At 63.8% G+C, this 14,165-nt stretch carries 13 protein-coding genes; 5 read left to right on the top strand and 8 right to left on the bottom strand.

Going from position 1 to position 14,165, the window contains the following annotated elements; genetic code table 11:
- The first annotated feature begins 135 nt into the window (after positions 1–135).
- Together trhA and V1283_RS30125 are read left to right on the top strand one after the other, a co-directional pair.
- Positions 136–834, top strand: coding sequence for a PAQR family membrane homeostasis protein TrhA (trhA, locus tag V1283_RS30130; protein WP_334390244.1), 699 nt, complete (start codon positions 136–138; stop codon positions 832–834).
- 26 nt (positions 835–860) lie between these two features.
- A complete protein-coding gene (locus V1283_RS30125) occupies positions 861–1,655 on the top strand; it encodes an SDR family oxidoreductase (RefSeq protein ID WP_334390243.1) in 795 nt (264 codons plus the stop codon).
- 48 nt (positions 1,656–1,703) lie between these two features.
- On the opposite strand, the gene V1283_RS30120 is transcribed toward V1283_RS30125, so the two are convergent.
- On the bottom strand, positions 1,704–2,111 hold the full coding sequence (locus tag V1283_RS30120; RefSeq protein ID WP_334390242.1) for a hypothetical protein: 408 nt from the start codon (positions 2,109–2,111) through the stop codon (positions 1,704–1,706).
- Between the two features lie 118 nt (positions 2,112–2,229).
- Here V1283_RS30120 and V1283_RS30115 point away from each other — a divergent pair, with 118 nt between their 5' ends.
- A complete protein-coding gene (locus V1283_RS30115; protein ID WP_334390241.1) occupies positions 2,230–2,844 on the top strand; it encodes a hypothetical protein in 615 nt (204 codons plus the stop codon).
- A 113-nt stretch (positions 2,845–2,957) separates the two neighbouring features.
- Here V1283_RS30115 and mdlC read toward each other — a convergent pair whose 3' ends face one another.
- The gene (gene mdlC, locus V1283_RS30110) at positions 2,958–4,586 is read right to left on the bottom strand and encodes a benzoylformate decarboxylase (RefSeq protein WP_334390240.1); all 1,629 of its coding nucleotides are present in this window, start codon (positions 4,584–4,586) and stop codon (positions 2,958–2,960) included.
- A 117-nt stretch (positions 4,587–4,703) separates the two neighbouring features.
- On the bottom strand, positions 4,704–6,257 hold the full coding sequence (locus tag V1283_RS30105) for an amidase family protein (RefSeq protein ID WP_334390239.1): 1,554 nt from the start codon (positions 6,255–6,257) through the stop codon (positions 4,704–4,706).
- Positions 6,258–6,534: 277 nt separating this feature from the next.
- On the opposite strand from V1283_RS30105, the gene V1283_RS30100 reads away from it, so the two are divergent.
- On the top strand, positions 6,535–6,846 hold the full coding sequence (locus V1283_RS30100) for an Arc family DNA-binding protein (protein ID WP_334390238.1): 312 nt from the start codon (positions 6,535–6,537) through the stop codon (positions 6,844–6,846).
- A gap of 73 nt (positions 6,847–6,919) precedes the next feature.
- On the opposite strand, the gene V1283_RS30095 is transcribed toward V1283_RS30100, so the two are convergent.
- The 5 genes from V1283_RS30095 to V1283_RS30075 form a co-directional block, all read right to left on the bottom strand.
- Positions 6,920–7,882 (bottom strand): dihydrodipicolinate synthase family protein, encoded by a 963-nt coding sequence (locus tag V1283_RS30095; protein WP_334390237.1) that lies wholly within the window; start codon positions 7,880–7,882, stop codon positions 6,920–6,922.
- A 52-nt stretch (positions 7,883–7,934) separates the two neighbouring features.
- Positions 7,935–9,674 carry a flavin-containing monooxygenase gene (locus V1283_RS30090; protein WP_334390236.1) on the bottom strand — a complete coding sequence of 580 codons (1,740 nt, stop codon included), beginning with the start codon at positions 9,672–9,674 and terminating at the stop codon, positions 7,935–7,937.
- A gap of 164 nt (positions 9,675–9,838) precedes the next feature.
- Complete coding sequence (locus tag V1283_RS30085; RefSeq protein ID WP_334390235.1) at positions 9,839–10,699, bottom strand: FAS1-like dehydratase domain-containing protein; 861 nt, start codon at positions 10,697–10,699, stop codon at positions 9,839–9,841.
- Positions 10,696–11,826 carry a CaiB/BaiF CoA transferase family protein gene (locus tag V1283_RS30080; RefSeq protein ID WP_334390234.1) on the bottom strand — a complete coding sequence of 377 codons (1,131 nt, stop codon included), beginning with the start codon at positions 11,824–11,826 and terminating at the stop codon, positions 10,696–10,698. The genes V1283_RS30085 and V1283_RS30080 overlap by 4 nt, the downstream gene beginning before the upstream one ends.
- A 10-nt stretch (positions 11,827–11,836) precedes the next feature.
- The gene (locus V1283_RS30075; protein ID WP_334390233.1) at positions 11,837–13,003 is read right to left on the bottom strand and encodes an acyl-CoA dehydrogenase family protein; all 1,167 of its coding nucleotides are present in this window, start codon (positions 13,001–13,003) and stop codon (positions 11,837–11,839) included.
- A 127-nt stretch (positions 13,004–13,130) separates the two neighbouring features.
- On the opposite strand from V1283_RS30075, the gene V1283_RS30070 reads away from it, so the two are divergent.
- Positions 13,131–14,054, top strand: coding sequence for a LysR family transcriptional regulator (locus V1283_RS30070; protein ID WP_334390232.1), 924 nt, complete (start codon positions 13,131–13,133; stop codon positions 14,052–14,054).
- Positions 14,055–14,165: the final 111 nt, after the last annotated feature.

Genomic DNA, 14,165 nt, shown 5'->3' with positions numbered 1-14,165 from the left:
GGGCTGACGACGGGCTTCCCCGGGGATATACGGTCTCCGGCAGCACGAAAATGCCACGGCGGTGGCGTTGAACGGGTTCGTTGCCTCGGAAGACCCACGTCTTAATCGCTCCCTCATCAGATTCTGCAGGCCTGCATGACCATCTTCAGACTGAAACAACTCGCCTCGACATCCTTCCATGCGGCGGCTGACGCCATGCAGTGGAACTACGACCGCGCCGAGCTGATTGCCGATGGCGTCGTGCATGTCGTCGGGATCTGTCTGGGGCTTGTCGCCGCTACCGTTCTGATCGTGTTGACCGCGGTCTATGCCAGCGCGTTCGAAATTGCCGTGGTATCGGTTTACGTCGCGGGCCTGCTCGCGATGCTGACATTTTCGGCGATCTATAATCTCTGGCCGGTGTCGCGCGCCAAATGGGTGTTGCGGCGCTTCGATCATTCCGCGATCTATCTGCTGATCGCCGCCACCTACACCCCGTTCATCATGGCGCTGAGGGAGAGCTATCTCGCCATCGCGCTGCTCGCCGGGGTGTGGTGCGTCGCGATCGCCGGCGTGGCGTTGAAGCTTGTGCGCCCGGGACGATACGATCGTTTGGCCGTGGGACTCTATCTCGCGTTGGGCTGGAGCGGCGTGATGCTCGGCGATGCCGTGGTCAAGGCGGTGCCGCCGCTGGCGCTGGGCTTGGTGGTGGCGGGCGGCGTGCTCTATAGCCTCGGCGTGATCTTCCATGCCTGGCAGCGACTGCGATTTCAGAATGCGATCTGGCACGGCTTCGTCTTGCTCGGCGCGGCGTGCCATTATACGGCTATTCTCGATATGATAATCTTGACGTAACATCATAAAAAACGGGAGGAGCGGCCATGCAGGTGACCGGCAAAGTCGTGGTTGTCACCGGTGGCGCCAACGGCATCGGGAAGGCGATGTGCGAGGCCTTTCATCGCGCCGGCGCCGCCAAGGTGGTGGTCGCCGATATCGATCCCGGTGGCGCGCGCGCCGTCTCCACGCCGATCGGCGGGGCGGCCTTCAAATGCGATGTCGGAAAGGAGAAAGACATCCTTCACGTCGTCGAGGAGACCGAACGTCAATTCGGCCCGATCGCATTGTTTTGCTCCAATGCCGGCATCGGCGGCGGCTTCGACCCGCTGTCCGCCAACGCGGGCGGAACCTCTGACGAACCCTGGTCGCGAAGCTGGGCCGTTCACGTCATGGCGCATGTCTATGCGGCGCGGCACCTGATCCCGCGCATGAAGGCGCGCGGCGGCGGTTATTTCCTCAACACGATTTCCGCGGCCGGACTTCTCTCACAGGTCGGCAGCCCGGCCTATTCGACCACCAAACATGCCGCGGTGGGGTTTGCCGAAAACCTCGCGATTTCGCACAAGGCAGACGGCATCAAGGTTTCAATCCTGTGCCCGCAGGGTGTCGATACCGCCATGCTGCGCTCGATCCCGAAGGGCCCGCAATCCGGCGACGGTGACCTCTCGCCGGAGCAGGTGGCGCAGGATGTGCTGAAGGGCCTGGAAGAGGAAACTTTTGCGATCCTGCCGCACCCGCAGGTGCTCAGCTACATGCGCAAGAAGACCGAGAATTACGACCGCTGGATATCGGGCATGGCGAAGATCCAGGCGAAGATGCGGGAAACATACGCCAAGTAGCCTGGCGAGAAGGGCGGCCTTTCGGCCGCCTTTCCCCGATCACCTATCTTACTGGCACCTGTGCATCAGGCCGTCATCCAGGCGGACCATTGTGCCGGGCTGACAGATAATGCCGTTGCGCGACGCGTAGTCCTGGCTCCACGCACCGGGACCGCCGTAATAGCCGGGGCCGCCGTAAGCGGCATAGGGGCCGCCGCCTCCGTAGTAGGCAGCGGCCGTGGCTCCGGCTGCGACAGCACCGGCGCCAACCGCTGCGCCGGCGGCCGCGGCCCGACGCGCCTGCCGCCGGGTAGCGCGCGGGGTCGATGGATCGGCCAACGGGTCAACCACCTGTGCCTGTGCGCGCTCGATCGACAGCGAAACCCCCTTTGGTTCGCTCCAATCAAACGAGAGCAGGCTCGCACATGCGAAGACGGAGACGGCGAGGGCAGCTTTTCCGAAACCTGGTTGTTTCATGATACTCACTCCAGAGTTGCCCCGTGCTGAATTCTCGTGCGAGCGTAGAGGGCCGTCAAGTGGTGCTGCGGGCGGAACTCGCGTTGGAATTGTCGAGCCTTTAAATCAAAGAGGTTCCATGAGCTGGCGTTCCTGGTCATTCGGAAAAGCGCCACCGGCGCCGGATGCTCCGCATGCGCTGCTGGCCGACATCGAGAAGCGGGGCAAGCAATATCTCGACGAGGTCGACAACGGGAAATGGGTCTATCCGGCCTGCAAGCGGACCGCGTCGGATGCCGGCGCCGACAAGGACCAGGTCTGCAACCACACGCGGCTGGAAGCCGTGCGCTATCTGCTGACGGTGCCGCGCGGCGAATTCAGGCTGCTCGCCGAGCCCTGCTCGCAAGCGGCGATACTGGACGGCTATCTTCGCCAGTTGCCGCACGATGAAACGGTGATCGAATTCACCGGCAACACGATGAGCGACCTGGCGATATCAGTCATTGCCGGATTCAACTGGCTCAATCACTGCGCCGGCCTTGCCGGGGCCGACCGCAGGACATTTTCGGGGACGCTCAACCACTTCCGAAGAGTGGCGATGTCGGCGCAGAAATGGTGGGAGATGAAGGGCGCCAGCGAGCGCTACGCGCAACTGCTGCAGGCGCAGCAGGAGCCGCCGCTGTTCCTTAATCTGGTCTGGGCGGATTATGGCCGGCTTGCGAACGAAATCGCCGCGGCGCGTAGAACACCGTAGCCCGGATGAGCGCAGCGATATCCGGGACCGGTGCGCGTGAGTTCCCGGATATCGCTGCGCTCATCCGGGCTACGAAGTTGCTCGCCCTCAGAATGAGGGATAGAGTCTCGCCTTCACCCCTTCTGCGCGTAAAGCAGTGGCACGGCGGAATCCACCATCACCTCGATCAGGCTGGTGCCGTCATGCGATAGCCCGTCCTTGAGCGCGCCTGCGAGTTCGGATGATTTCGTCACGCGCACGGCATGGCAGCCCATGCCTTCGGCGAGTTTTACGAAATCGATGCCGGGCAGTTCGAGGCCCGGCACATTGCGCACCTGCATCACCTGGCTGAACGAGCGCATCGCGCCATAGCCGGCGTTGTTGATGACGATCACTGTGAGCGGCAGCTTGCGCCGGGCCGCAGTCCACAACGCCTGGATCGAATACATCGCCGAGCCGTCGCCGATCAGGCAGACGGTGCGGACGCCGGGACGCCCCAGCGCCATGCCGACGGCGGCGGGCAGGCTGTAGCCGAGGCCACCGCTCGACATCGTGTAAAAACTGTCCTGGCCGCGCATCGGCATGAATTTTTGCATCGCCGGGCGATGCGAGGGCGCTTCCTCCACCAGCGCCGCATTGGCGGGCATGGCTTGCGACAGCGCGTGCAGCAGGAATTCGACGGGAAGCGGATCGGCGGCTGATGGCGCCGGCGGCAGTGTGCGGCCTGTCGGCATCGCGCGCGTTGATTCCGGAAGCAGGTCGAGCAGCATCGCCAGCGCCGGCTTCATGGTGGCGATGATGCTGGCGCCCGACGGCGTGACAGCGGCGGCGTCCGGATCGTCGGTGATCTGGAAGATCGTGGTCGCGCCGTCGAAGATCGCGGCATGGCCCTCGACATGGAAGGTGAACACCGGCGCGCCGATCACGACCACCAGGTCATGATCGCGCAACGCTTCCGATAGCTGTCCCGGCGAGGCGTGCAGGAAGCCCGAAAATTGCGGATGCCGTTCCGGGAACGAGCAGCGCGCCGAGAACGGGCTGACCCAGACGGCCGCCTTCGTCTTCTCCGCGACCCGCACCATCAGATCGACAGCCCCGGCGCGGTCGATGGCGGGGCCGACGACAAGGGCGGGGCGCTTGCTCGCCGAGAGCGCGGCAACCAGCGTCTTCATCGCCTCCGCATCGGGGCCGATCTCCCGGCTGACCTGGCGGGCCTCGACGGGCTGCGTCGGCCGCGTCCAGTCGTCGATCGGGATCGAGACAAAGGTCGGCCCGCAGGGCGGCTGCATTGCGACGTAATAGGCGCGGGCGATCGCCGCCGGCACGTCTTCGGCGCGCGCCGGCTCGACGCTGTATTTGACGTAAGGCCGCGGAAATTCCGAGGCGCGCTCGGCATAGAGAAAGGCCTGCAGCGGCAGGATCGAGCGCGCCTGCTGGCCGGCCGTGATCACGAGCGGCGTCTGGTTGCGGTGGGCGGTGTAGATATTGCCGAGCGCATTGCCGACGCCGGCGCCGGAATGCAGATTGACGAAGCCGGCGTTGCGGGTCGCCTGCGCATAGCCATCCGCCATGCCGACGACGGAGGCTTCCTGCAGGCCGAGCACATAATCGATGTCGTCCGGCCAGTCGCTGAGGAACGGCAATTCGGTCGAGCCGGGATTGCCGAACACGCGCTTGATGCCGAACGCGCGCAGCAGGCCGAAGGTAGCGTCCTTGACGGTGAGCGAGGCGCTCGCGGTTCTGGCTGACTTGCGCGACGACATCGGACGGCTCCCATTTGAATTTTCTTGCTCCGCCATGGCTCCCGAGCGGAGGCGATCCACCTCTCGATGGATTGCCTCATGAAGTCAAGCCAATGGCGCGCGATGACGGCCAGGGGTTCAGGCCATCTTCTCCCACAACCGGGGCACCAGCGTTCCCGCTCGCTTCTCGATTGCCGCCGCCGCATCCAGTGCGAGGTCCTCGCGATAGCGTCCTGCAATCAACTGCACGCCGATCGGGTGGCCTTCATGCAGCGTTACAGGCACGACGGCGCCGGGCAGGCCGAGCACATTGATTGCGGAAATGAAACGCAGGTCGTTCCAGAACAGCTCGCGCGTACGCTCCGGGCTGATAGCATCCTCGCGCGGACCGGGCGTCGGCTTCACGGTCGTAGGCGCAAGCACGACAGGGTACTCCTCGAAGAACAACTGCCAGGCCCGGATATGGCTGTTGCGCGCGGCCGTGGCGCGCATCCAGCCCAGGAGGTCGAGCGTGTTCGCCTTCGCCTTGATGCCGTTCCAGGCGGCATGGAAATCGGGCGAAGTGACTTTCAGCATCGCGGCTTCCTGCAGCATCGCGGTCTCGTTGGCGATGATGTCGCACCAGGTCTGCCAGACACCGTTGATATCAGGAACTTCGATTTCGCTGACGCGATAGCCCGAACGCTCGAGATGGTCCGCGGCCTGCCGGAGTGCATCACGCACCGAGGGAGCGACGTCCATGTCGTCAGGCAGTTTGGCCAGCGCGACCTTGATTGGGCCTTTCGGCTTTGGCCCGACCAGAGGCGCTGCGACCCACCAGGGATCCCGCGGATCGCGCTGGCTCATCACTTCGAGCGCGACCCCGACGTCGCCGACGCTGCGCGCCAGCGGCCCTTGCGCCGACATCAGGTGAGCGAGCATCGGCCGCTCGGCCGCGGCGCTCTCGTTATAGGCCGGAACGCGGCCCTGCGTCGGCTTGATGGTGACGACACCGTTGCAGTGCGCCGGCCAGCGCAGCGAACCGCCGATGTCGTTGCCGTGCGCGATGGTGCCGATGCCGGCCGCTACCGCGGCGCCGGCGCCGCCCGACGAGCCGCCGCAGGTGATATCGGGATCCCACGGGTTCAGCGTCAGCCCGTGCAGCGGGTTGTCCGTAAAGCCGCGGAACGAGAACTCGGGCGTGTTGGTCAGGCCGAGCACGATGGCGCCAGCCTTCCTGAGATTGCGCACGACCGGCGCATCGGAGGGGGCGATGATATTCATCTGCGCGGCTACACCGTTGGGGTTGGGCCGCCCCTCATAGTCGACGTTTTCCTTGATCGTGATCGGTAGGCCGTGCAGCGGGCCGAGCTCGATCTTTCTTGTCCGGGCATTGTCCGCAGCTTTTGCCGCCTTCAGCGCTTCCTCCGACAGATCGACCACAACCGCGTTGAGCTTCGGATTGACGTCGCGCATGCGTGCGATGTGGGCTTCGACAACTTCAACAGAGGAAATCGCACCGGAGCGGATGGCGGCTGCCGTCTGCAGCGCCGACCATTGCCAAACCGGTCCCTTGGGCGGCCGCGCCTTGGCGGGTTTTTGTAAGACCGCTTTCTTTCGTGTTTTTGCGGCCGTGCGTCCGGCGGACTTTTTCGCCGATTTCTTTGCTGCCTTCGCGCCGCTCTTCCGCTTGATGATGGTTTTCTTTGCCATTTCTCGCCCCGTTGCTGTGGCGGGAAACGTTAAAGACGCCGGGGCCGCGAGTCGAGACGGGCGGGGATTTTTGTGGGGTCCGGGAGGACTGCTACCCGGACGATGGTTGGTTTGATGACGATGAAGCGGGGGAAGCAAGCTATGGGCCAAGGGGTCAGGTCGAATGCAGCGCGGCTGATCTTCGGTCAACGTCCTCAATCACGCCTGAATTGTCGGATTGCTTTGCAAGCTTCATCGAGGCGCGATTCCTTGCGGCTTGGCCTTTGGAGAGACGAGCGTGGCCAAGAAAAAGGCAACCTTACCGAAATCAGTCACGCACGCGGCACCCCGGATAGAAAAAGCGACGGCAACTGGCAGGACTGCGGATCGATTGCAGATCCGTCTGCCAGAGGGGATGCGAGACAAACTCGTCGAAGCGGCAAATGGGCGCTCGCTCCACGACGAGATCATTCATCGGCTCGCGCAGTCACTGGAACGCGACGAGATGCAGAAGCTATCCGACCGCCTCAAGACACAGGGCGACCGCCTTGCGAAGTTCGAGGGAGAAATAGCCGCCATGGTCGAGCAGCTCAGGCTACGCGACGACTAGCGCCCGGGCATGGGGCCGCGCGATGTTGTCGCAGAGTAAAGTTGTGATGGTTGCAATTATCTTTCAGCCCTGATTATGCCGCGTTGCGCCCCAGCGCGGTTCGGGTACCGAGCAGCCCTGCCTCGATCAGCGCGTCCCGGATCCGCGCGATTTCCGCGTCCGATATCTTAACCAGCGGCGGACGCACCACGGCGCGTGGCAGCTTGCCGAGCAACACCAGCGCTTCCTTCATGCGGTTGTGCATGTCGACGAAGGGATCGGCGTAGAACACGCGCGCCGTCGGATAAATTCGGTCGTTGAGTCGGCGCGCTTCCGCAAGATCGTTGGCCTGCACGGCGCGATAGAGCCTGGCTTGAAGATCGGCGATGACGCTGCCACTGCCTGAAAGCAGGCCATTGCAGCCGAGCACCAGCGAACTCAACAGCCATGCGCTGTTGGTGGACAGTACGTTGATGGGACGCGCGCGCCCCTGCAGCGCGCGAAGCTGACTCTCGTGCTGCGGCACCGTTGCCGTCCAGTCCTTGATGGCGCGGATGGTCGGCACTTCGTCGAACAGCCGCTCCAGCGTCGACGCCGGATAGCCCTGGCCCGTGGCCAGAGGATATTGAAATACGATCAGCGGCAGATCGGTCGCATCGCTGATGGTCTTGAAATGGGCCAGCGCCATCTCGGCCGACTGGCCGAGGGTGAAGGGCGCCGGCGGGAACACCAGCAGCGCCGAAGCCCCGCCGGCCTCAGCCTGGCGCGCGATCCGCGCCGCCTCCAGGCTGCCGTCCGCCCAAACGCCGTGAATGATCGGCAATTTGCCGCCGACTTCCTCGCTCGCGATCTCCATGACGCGACGTTGCTCATCCCGGGTACACGAGGCGACCTCGGTGGAGTGAGCATTGATCGTGATGGCGGACAGTCCCTGCACCGCGGCGACGTCGCGCAAGTGAGCCCGAAAACTCTGCTCGTCGATCGACAAATCCTCGTGGAACGGCAGCAGAACCGCCGGGATCACACCTTGAGGCACGAAATCAGGATGGCGGCTCATGTCTCGTCTCCTTCAGCGTTGTTCTCGTTGCGGCGTTGATTGCGCCGACGGCTCAAACGACCGGTACTCGCTTCGCGGCCACGGCGGCCGGCGAAATCACCTCGATATCAAGCGGCACGTGCCAGCGTTCGGTGAAGTGCACCTGCGGCGGTGTATTGCCCAGGCGCGCGCCCTTCAGCACAAAGCCTTCATAGGCATTGTTCATCACCTCATTGCACTTCTGCACATAGACCGGAAAGCCGCCGATATAGGGCATGAACACGCGCGGGCGCCCGGCAATGTTGGTGCCGACGTACCAGGAGCTGCAGGTCGAACGCAGCGAAACCGTCGAGACATCGTTGACGTGCGCCATCCAGGCGTCCTCGTCAGCCTGCAGCGGTTCGATGCTGCCGGCTCCGATATCGCGCATGTGGCCGAGGCAATCGGCCAACCAGTCGACATGTTGCTCGATCGCCTGGATCATGCTGGCCAGGACCGATGGGCTACCCGGACCGGTGATCATGAAGAGATTCGGAAACCCCTCCGAAGCGAGGCCGAGATAGGCACGGGGGCCGGCGCGCCATTTCTCGGCGAGCGTGCGGCCGCCGCGGCCGGTGATCCCAATCCTGTCGAACGAGCCGGTCATGGCGGCAAAGCCGGTCGCCGAAACGATGGCGTCGACCTTGTATTCAGTGCCGTCCACCACGATGCCGTCTCTGGTGAAGCGCTGAATCGGCGTCCTGGACACATCCACCAGCTTCACATGCGGCAGGTTGTAGGTTTCGAAGTAATTGGTGTCGACACAGAGCCGCTTGCAGCCGAACACGTTCTGCGGGCACAGCAACTCCGCGGTCGCGGGATCCTTGACGATGCTGCGGATCTTCTGCCGAGCGAACTCGGCGATGGTGTCGTTGGCCGACTTTTCGAACAGCAGGTCGCCGTAGGCGCCAAGAAAGGGAAGCCCGCCGCGCTGCCACGCCGCTTCATATTGTTGCCGGCGCTGCTCCTCGTTCGCCTCCAGGGCCGGCTGGAGATTGAACGGGAAATAGAAGCCGGTCGGACGTGCGCGTGCCTTCGCGCGCAATTCCGGATAATGCGCCTTGGCTTCCTTCAAATATTCTGCCGACAGCGCCTCGTTCCACGCCGGCACCGACCAGGTCGCGGTGCGCTGGAACACGGTGAGTTGCGATGCCTGCTGTGCGATGATCGGTATCGACTGGATCGCGGACGAGCCCGTGCCGATGACGCCAACGCGCAGGCCGGTGAAGTCGACGCCCTCGTGCGGCCATTCGCCGGTGTGATAGATCGGCCCGCGGAAGTCGTCCATGCCCGGGAAGGCTGGGCGGTTCGGCGCCGACAGACAGCCGACCGCCATGATGCAGAATTTTGCCGTAACCCGGTCGCCACGATCTGTCTCGATCAGCCAGCTATCGGTATCCTCGTTGAATGTTGCCGCCGTGACACGGGTATCGAACACGATCTGGCTGCGCAAGTCGAAGCGATCGGCGACGTGGTTGGCGTAAGCGAGGATTTCCGGCTGCGGCGAGTACTTCTCCGACCAGTTCCAGTCCTGGTCCAGTTCCTCCGAGAACGAGAAGGAATATTGCAGGCTTTCGACGTCGCAGCGGGCGCCGGGATAGCGATTCCAGTACCACGTCCCGCCAACGCCGCCGCCGGCTTCGTAAACCCGTGCCGTGAATCCGAGCCCCCGCAACCGATGCAGCATGTACAGGCCGGCAAAGCCCGCGCCGACCACGACCGCATCGAAAACCCCTGTTTCGGGAGCGCGCGCTGCTGCACTCGCCTGAGCCATGCCTGTCCGTTCCCTCTGTTTTTTGCCGCGTTTCCGCTGACAAGATTAGGGCGGGTGCACGGAGGTCGGCAAGCGCGACTGTCGCCGCGTCACGAATGGCACCTATGCTGCGCGGGCGCCTGGCGCCGACTACACGAGCAATGGTGAGTGCGGCCGCTGTGGCCTTACCAGGTCGCCGTGCCCTTCATGGTCGGCTGGCCCTCGGCGTTCGCGATCCACAGCTCCATGCCGGCGCTGGTTTCGTTGGCGTTGATCGAGAACTCGCCGCCTTCGAACAGCGGCTGCACGCCGCGGTAGCTGAACTTTTTCGGTGCGCTATCGCCATGAAGCTTTGCGGCAAATTCGACGATCAGCGCCGCCTGCAGCGGGCCGTGAAAAATCAGGCCCGGATAGCCCTCGACCTTGGTGACGTAGTCGCGGTCGTAATGGATGCGGTGGCCGTTGAAGGTCAGCGCAGAGTAGCGAAACAGCAGCACGGGGTCGCTGACATGGCTTTCGCGATGTTTTGCAACCGGCGCCGGCGGAGGGGCCTTCGGCGAGGCCGGGGCAGCGCCGCCCATGTCGCGGTAGACGATGTCCTGCCGCTCGCGGATCGCTGTGCCGCGCGGCGTCGTGATCGTATGTTCGACGGAAACGAAACACAGCACGCCGGTCGAGCCGGTCTTCATCGTCACGTCCGATATCCGTGAGGTGCGGGTCGATTCATCGCCGACGCGCAAGGGCTCGAAAAATTCGATTTCACCGCCGGCCCACATCCGGCGCGGCAGCGGGACCGGTGGCAGAAAGCCGCCGCGGGTCGGATGGCCGTCGGGGCCGAGCATCGACATCGGAAACACCGGCTGCGCCAGGCACCAATGCGTGGTCCACGGTGCGGCGTCGCCGGCCTTGGGCTCGCCGATGTCTTGAAACAGTGTCGCGCGCAGGCCCTTCACGAGTTGGGCGGTGACGATGTCTGACGCTTCCGTGCTGCGGCCGATCCATTGGCGCAGATGGTCGAGATCGAGTTTGGCGGCGGTGTCGGTCATGACTTCAGGCTTTTAATACGGGGAGTTTTGGGAAGTTCGACATGCTCGCCGATGGCGGGAACGGCGCCATAGTGCCTGTTCTCGCCGACGAAGATCGCGGCGGGCGCGGCATAGCTGACTTTGCCGTTCGGCGTATCGACCTCGATCCGACGAAGATGCGGGTGCACCGCGAGGTCGGCCATGGTGTTCACTTCGGCGAAGGCGATATCGGCGTCGTGCAGGCGCTTCAGGAGCTCGACGCGCGTCATCGTGGCAAAACTGTCGGCCACCGTCTTGTCGGTGAGGGAGCGGTTGCGCACGCGCTCGACCATGTTGGCAAAGCGCGGATCGTTCGGCAGGTCGGGCTGATCCAGCACCTCCGCGCAGAGCTTCTTCCATTCGCGCTCGCTCTGGATCGAGATCAAAATGCCCTTGCCGTCCCTGGAATTGAACACGCCATAGGGCGCGATCGAGGGATGGGCCAGCGCCATCCGCTTCGGCGGATTGCCGGCTTCCGAATTGATCAGCGGCACCGCCATCCAGTCGGCCATTACGTCGAACATCGAGATCCTGATATCGGCGCCCTTGCCGGTGCGTCCGCGGGCGATCAGCGCCTCGAGGATGGACGCATGCGCGGTGGCGCCGGTCGCGATATCGACGACGGAGATGCCGACGCGCGACGGCCCTTCCGGGCCGCCGGTGATCGAGGCAAGGCCGCTTTCGGCCTGGATCAGCAGATCGTAGGCCTTGCGGTCGGCATAAGGGCCGTCGTCGCCATAGCCGGAAATGGTGCAGCAGATCAGCGCCGGATAGTCTTTTCGCAGGCGCTCCAGCGAGAAGCCGAGCTTGTCCATCGAACCGGGCTTGAGATTCTGCAACAGCACGTCGGCGCTCGCGATCAGCTCCTCGAGCGCGGCGCGGCCCTCTTTGGTCGCAAGATCGATCACCGCGGAATTCTTGCCACGATTGAGCCAGACGAAATAGCTGCTCTGGCCTTTTGCGGCCGCATCATAGCCGCGGGCAAAATCGCCCTCAGGGCGTTCGACCTTGACGACATGCGCGCCGGCATCCGCCAGCCGCGAGCTGCAGAACGGAGCGGCGACCGCCTGTTCGACGGAGACGACGATCAATCCTTCCAATGGCAGCATCTGATATCACTCAGTAGGAGCGGGGCAGGCCGAGCACATGCTCGGCAACGAACGACAGGATCAGATTGGTCGAGATCGGCGCGACTTGATAGAGCCGCGTTTCGCGGAACTTGCGCTCGACGTCGTATTCCTCGGCAAAGCCGAAGCCGCCATGGGTCTGCACGCAGGCATTGGCCGCTTCCCAGGAGGCGTCCGCCGCCAGCATCTTGGCCATGTTGGCTTCAGCACCGCAATCGAGCCCGGCCTCATATTTGCGCGTGGCTTCCTTCACCATCAGCTCGGCCGCGCGCATCGCGGCGTAGGCTTTTGCGATCGGAAACTGGATGCCTTGATTCATACCGATCGGACGGCCGAACACGGCGCGCTCCTTGGCATAGGCGGTGGCTTTCGCAATGAACCATTTTGCGTCGCCGATGCATTCGGCTGCAATGAGAATGCGCTCGGCATTCATGCCGGACAGGATGTAGCGAAAACCCTTGCCTTCGTCGCCGATCAGGTTTTCAGCGGGCACGCGCATGTCGGTGAAGAACACTTCCGTCGTGGCGTGGTTCATCATGGTGCGGATCGGGCGGATCTCCAGCCCGTTGCCCTTGGCCTCGCGCATGTCGACGATGAACACGGACAAACCATCGGTGCGCTTCTTCGCCTGTTCCTTCGGCGTTGTGCGCGCGAGCAGGATCATCAGGTCGGAATATTCGGCGCGGCTGGTCCAGATCTTCTGGCCGTTGACGATGTAGTGGTCGCCGTCACGCTTGGCGACCGTCTTCAGCGAAGAGGTGTCGGTGCCGCTGGTCGGCTCGGTGACGCCAAAAGCCTGCAGCCGCAATTTGCCGCTGGCGATCCCGGGCAGATACTTTGCCTTCTGGGCGTCGTTGCCGTGCCGCAGCACGGTGCCCATCGTGTACATCTGGGCGTGACAGCCGCCGCCATTGCAGCCCGCACGCTGGATCTCTTCCAGGATCGCGGCGGCCGCCGACAGTTTCAGCCCGGAGCCGCCATATTCCTCGGGGATCAAGACCGAGAGATAGCCGGCTTCCGTCAGCGCGTCGACGAACTCCTTCGGGTACGCCATCTGGCGGTCGAGCTTGCGCCAGTATTCGCCGGGGAACTGGGCGCAGAGCTTTGCGACGGCGTCGCGGATGTCGTGGAATTCGTCTTGTTGTTCTTGTGCGGTCATTGGTTTTTCTGGCGATGGATACGGGTTGATGTCAATTGCCGAGGTGGCGGGCCGTTGTGAAACTGGCGCTGGGGCCCTATGCTGAATTGTTATAGCGTATGAACCTGCCTTCGAAGATTGGCAAGCGATGGATATCAGGCAGCTCAGGACGTTCAGTTGCGTGGCGGAGCTCGGCAGCCTCAGCAAGGCCTCGGACACGCTGCGGGTGGCGCAGCCGGCGCTGAGCCGCCAGATCAAGCTGCTCGAGCATGAATTGCGGGCCGAGCTGTTCACCCGGAACGGCCGCGGCATGGTGCTGACCGACGCCGGCCGGCTGCTGCTCGCAAGGACGGCGGGCATCGTCCGGCAGATCGACCAGGTGCGCGACGAGATCCAGTCCGCGGGCGGCCCGCCGTCGGGCCGCGTGGTGCTCGGGCTGGTGCCGACCGTGAGCTGCGTGATTTCGGCGCGGCTTGCACGGCGCACCGTCGACAAATATCCGGGCATCTCGCTGTGCATCGTCGAGAGCTACAGCGGCCATCTGATGGAATGGCTGCACCGCGGCGAGATGGATCTGGCTTTGATCTACGGGCCGTCGAGCGATCTGCATCTGACCGTGCAGAGCCTCGGCCGCGATCCCATCGTCGCCGTGGGCCCGCGCGGCAGCGGGCTGTCCGAGAGGAAGCAGGTCGATATCGGCTGGCTGCTGAAGCAAAGACTTGTGCTGCCCAGTCATTCGCATGGGCTCCGGGCGCTGATCGAACAGGCGGCGGCGAAGAAGAAACTGAAGCTCGACGTCAAGCTGGAAGCGGATTCCTTCCGGGTGCTGACCAGCCTCGTCGAGGAAGGGTTGGGGTACACGCTGTTGCCGCCTTCCTCGGTGCGCCACGAGGTCGCCAGCGGCCGGCTGGAAACGGCTGCGATATCAAAACCGGCGCCGATGCGCGAACTGACGCTTGCTTCTCCCATCGATCATCCCGGCTCGACGGCGATCACGCTTGTGACCGAGCTGCTCCGCGACGAACTCACCGCCTGCCGCGAAGAGGGCCTCTGGGACATCAGGTTCGCCTGAGTCGATGTAAGGGCCGAGATTGGCTTAGAACAAAACGGGCGAGCCCGGCATTCTCATCTGGCTACAGCAGTCATGCCGCAATTGTATAGGGGCGCTACAGCCATGTTCGCC

The sequence above is a fragment of the Bradyrhizobium sp. AZCC 2262 genome (assembly GCF_036924535.1).
Lineage (GTDB): Bacteria > Pseudomonadota > Alphaproteobacteria > Rhizobiales > Xanthobacteraceae > Bradyrhizobium.
The sequence above is the reverse complement of the archived record's forward strand: the minus strand, read 5'-3'. Positions and strand labels throughout refer to the sequence as shown.

Excerpts from the sequence above, each read along its gene's own strand:
- V1283_RS30095 (WP_334390237.1), bottom strand. The coding sequence starts at position 7,882 with ATGAGCCGCCATCCTGATTTCGTGCCTCAAGGTGTGATCCCGGCGGTT.
- V1283_RS30085 (WP_334390235.1), bottom strand. The coding sequence starts at position 10,699 with ATGACCGACACCGCCGCCAAACTCGATCTCGACCATCTGCGCCAATGG.
- trhA (WP_334390244.1), top strand. The coding sequence starts at position 136 with ATGACCATCTTCAGACTGAAACAACTCGCCTCGACATCCTTCCATGCG.
- V1283_RS30125 (WP_334390243.1), top strand. The coding sequence starts at position 861 with ATGCAGGTGACCGGCAAAGTCGTGGTTGTCACCGGTGGCGCCAACGGC.
- V1283_RS30080 (WP_334390234.1), bottom strand. The coding sequence starts at position 11,826 with ATGCTGCCATTGGAAGGATTGATCGTCGTCTCCGTCGAACAGGCGGTC.
- V1283_RS30115 (WP_334390241.1), top strand. The coding sequence starts at position 2,230 with ATGAGCTGGCGTTCCTGGTCATTCGGAAAAGCGCCACCGGCGCCGGAT.
- V1283_RS30120 (WP_334390242.1), bottom strand. The coding sequence starts at position 2,111 with ATGAAACAACCAGGTTTCGGAAAAGCTGCCCTCGCCGTCTCCGTCTTC.
- V1283_RS30090 (WP_334390236.1), bottom strand. The coding sequence starts at position 9,674 with ATGGCTCAGGCGAGTGCAGCAGCGCGCGCTCCCGAAACAGGGGTTTTC.
- mdlC (WP_334390240.1), bottom strand. The coding sequence starts at position 4,586 with ATGTCGTCGCGCAAGTCAGCCAGAACCGCGAGCGCCTCGCTCACCGTC.
- V1283_RS30070 (WP_334390232.1), top strand. The coding sequence starts at position 13,131 with ATGGATATCAGGCAGCTCAGGACGTTCAGTTGCGTGGCGGAGCTCGGC.
- V1283_RS30075 (WP_334390233.1), bottom strand. The coding sequence starts at position 13,003 with ATGACCGCACAAGAACAACAAGACGAATTCCACGACATCCGCGACGCC.
- V1283_RS30105 (WP_334390239.1), bottom strand. The coding sequence starts at position 6,257 with ATGGCAAAGAAAACCATCATCAAGCGGAAGAGCGGCGCGAAGGCAGCA.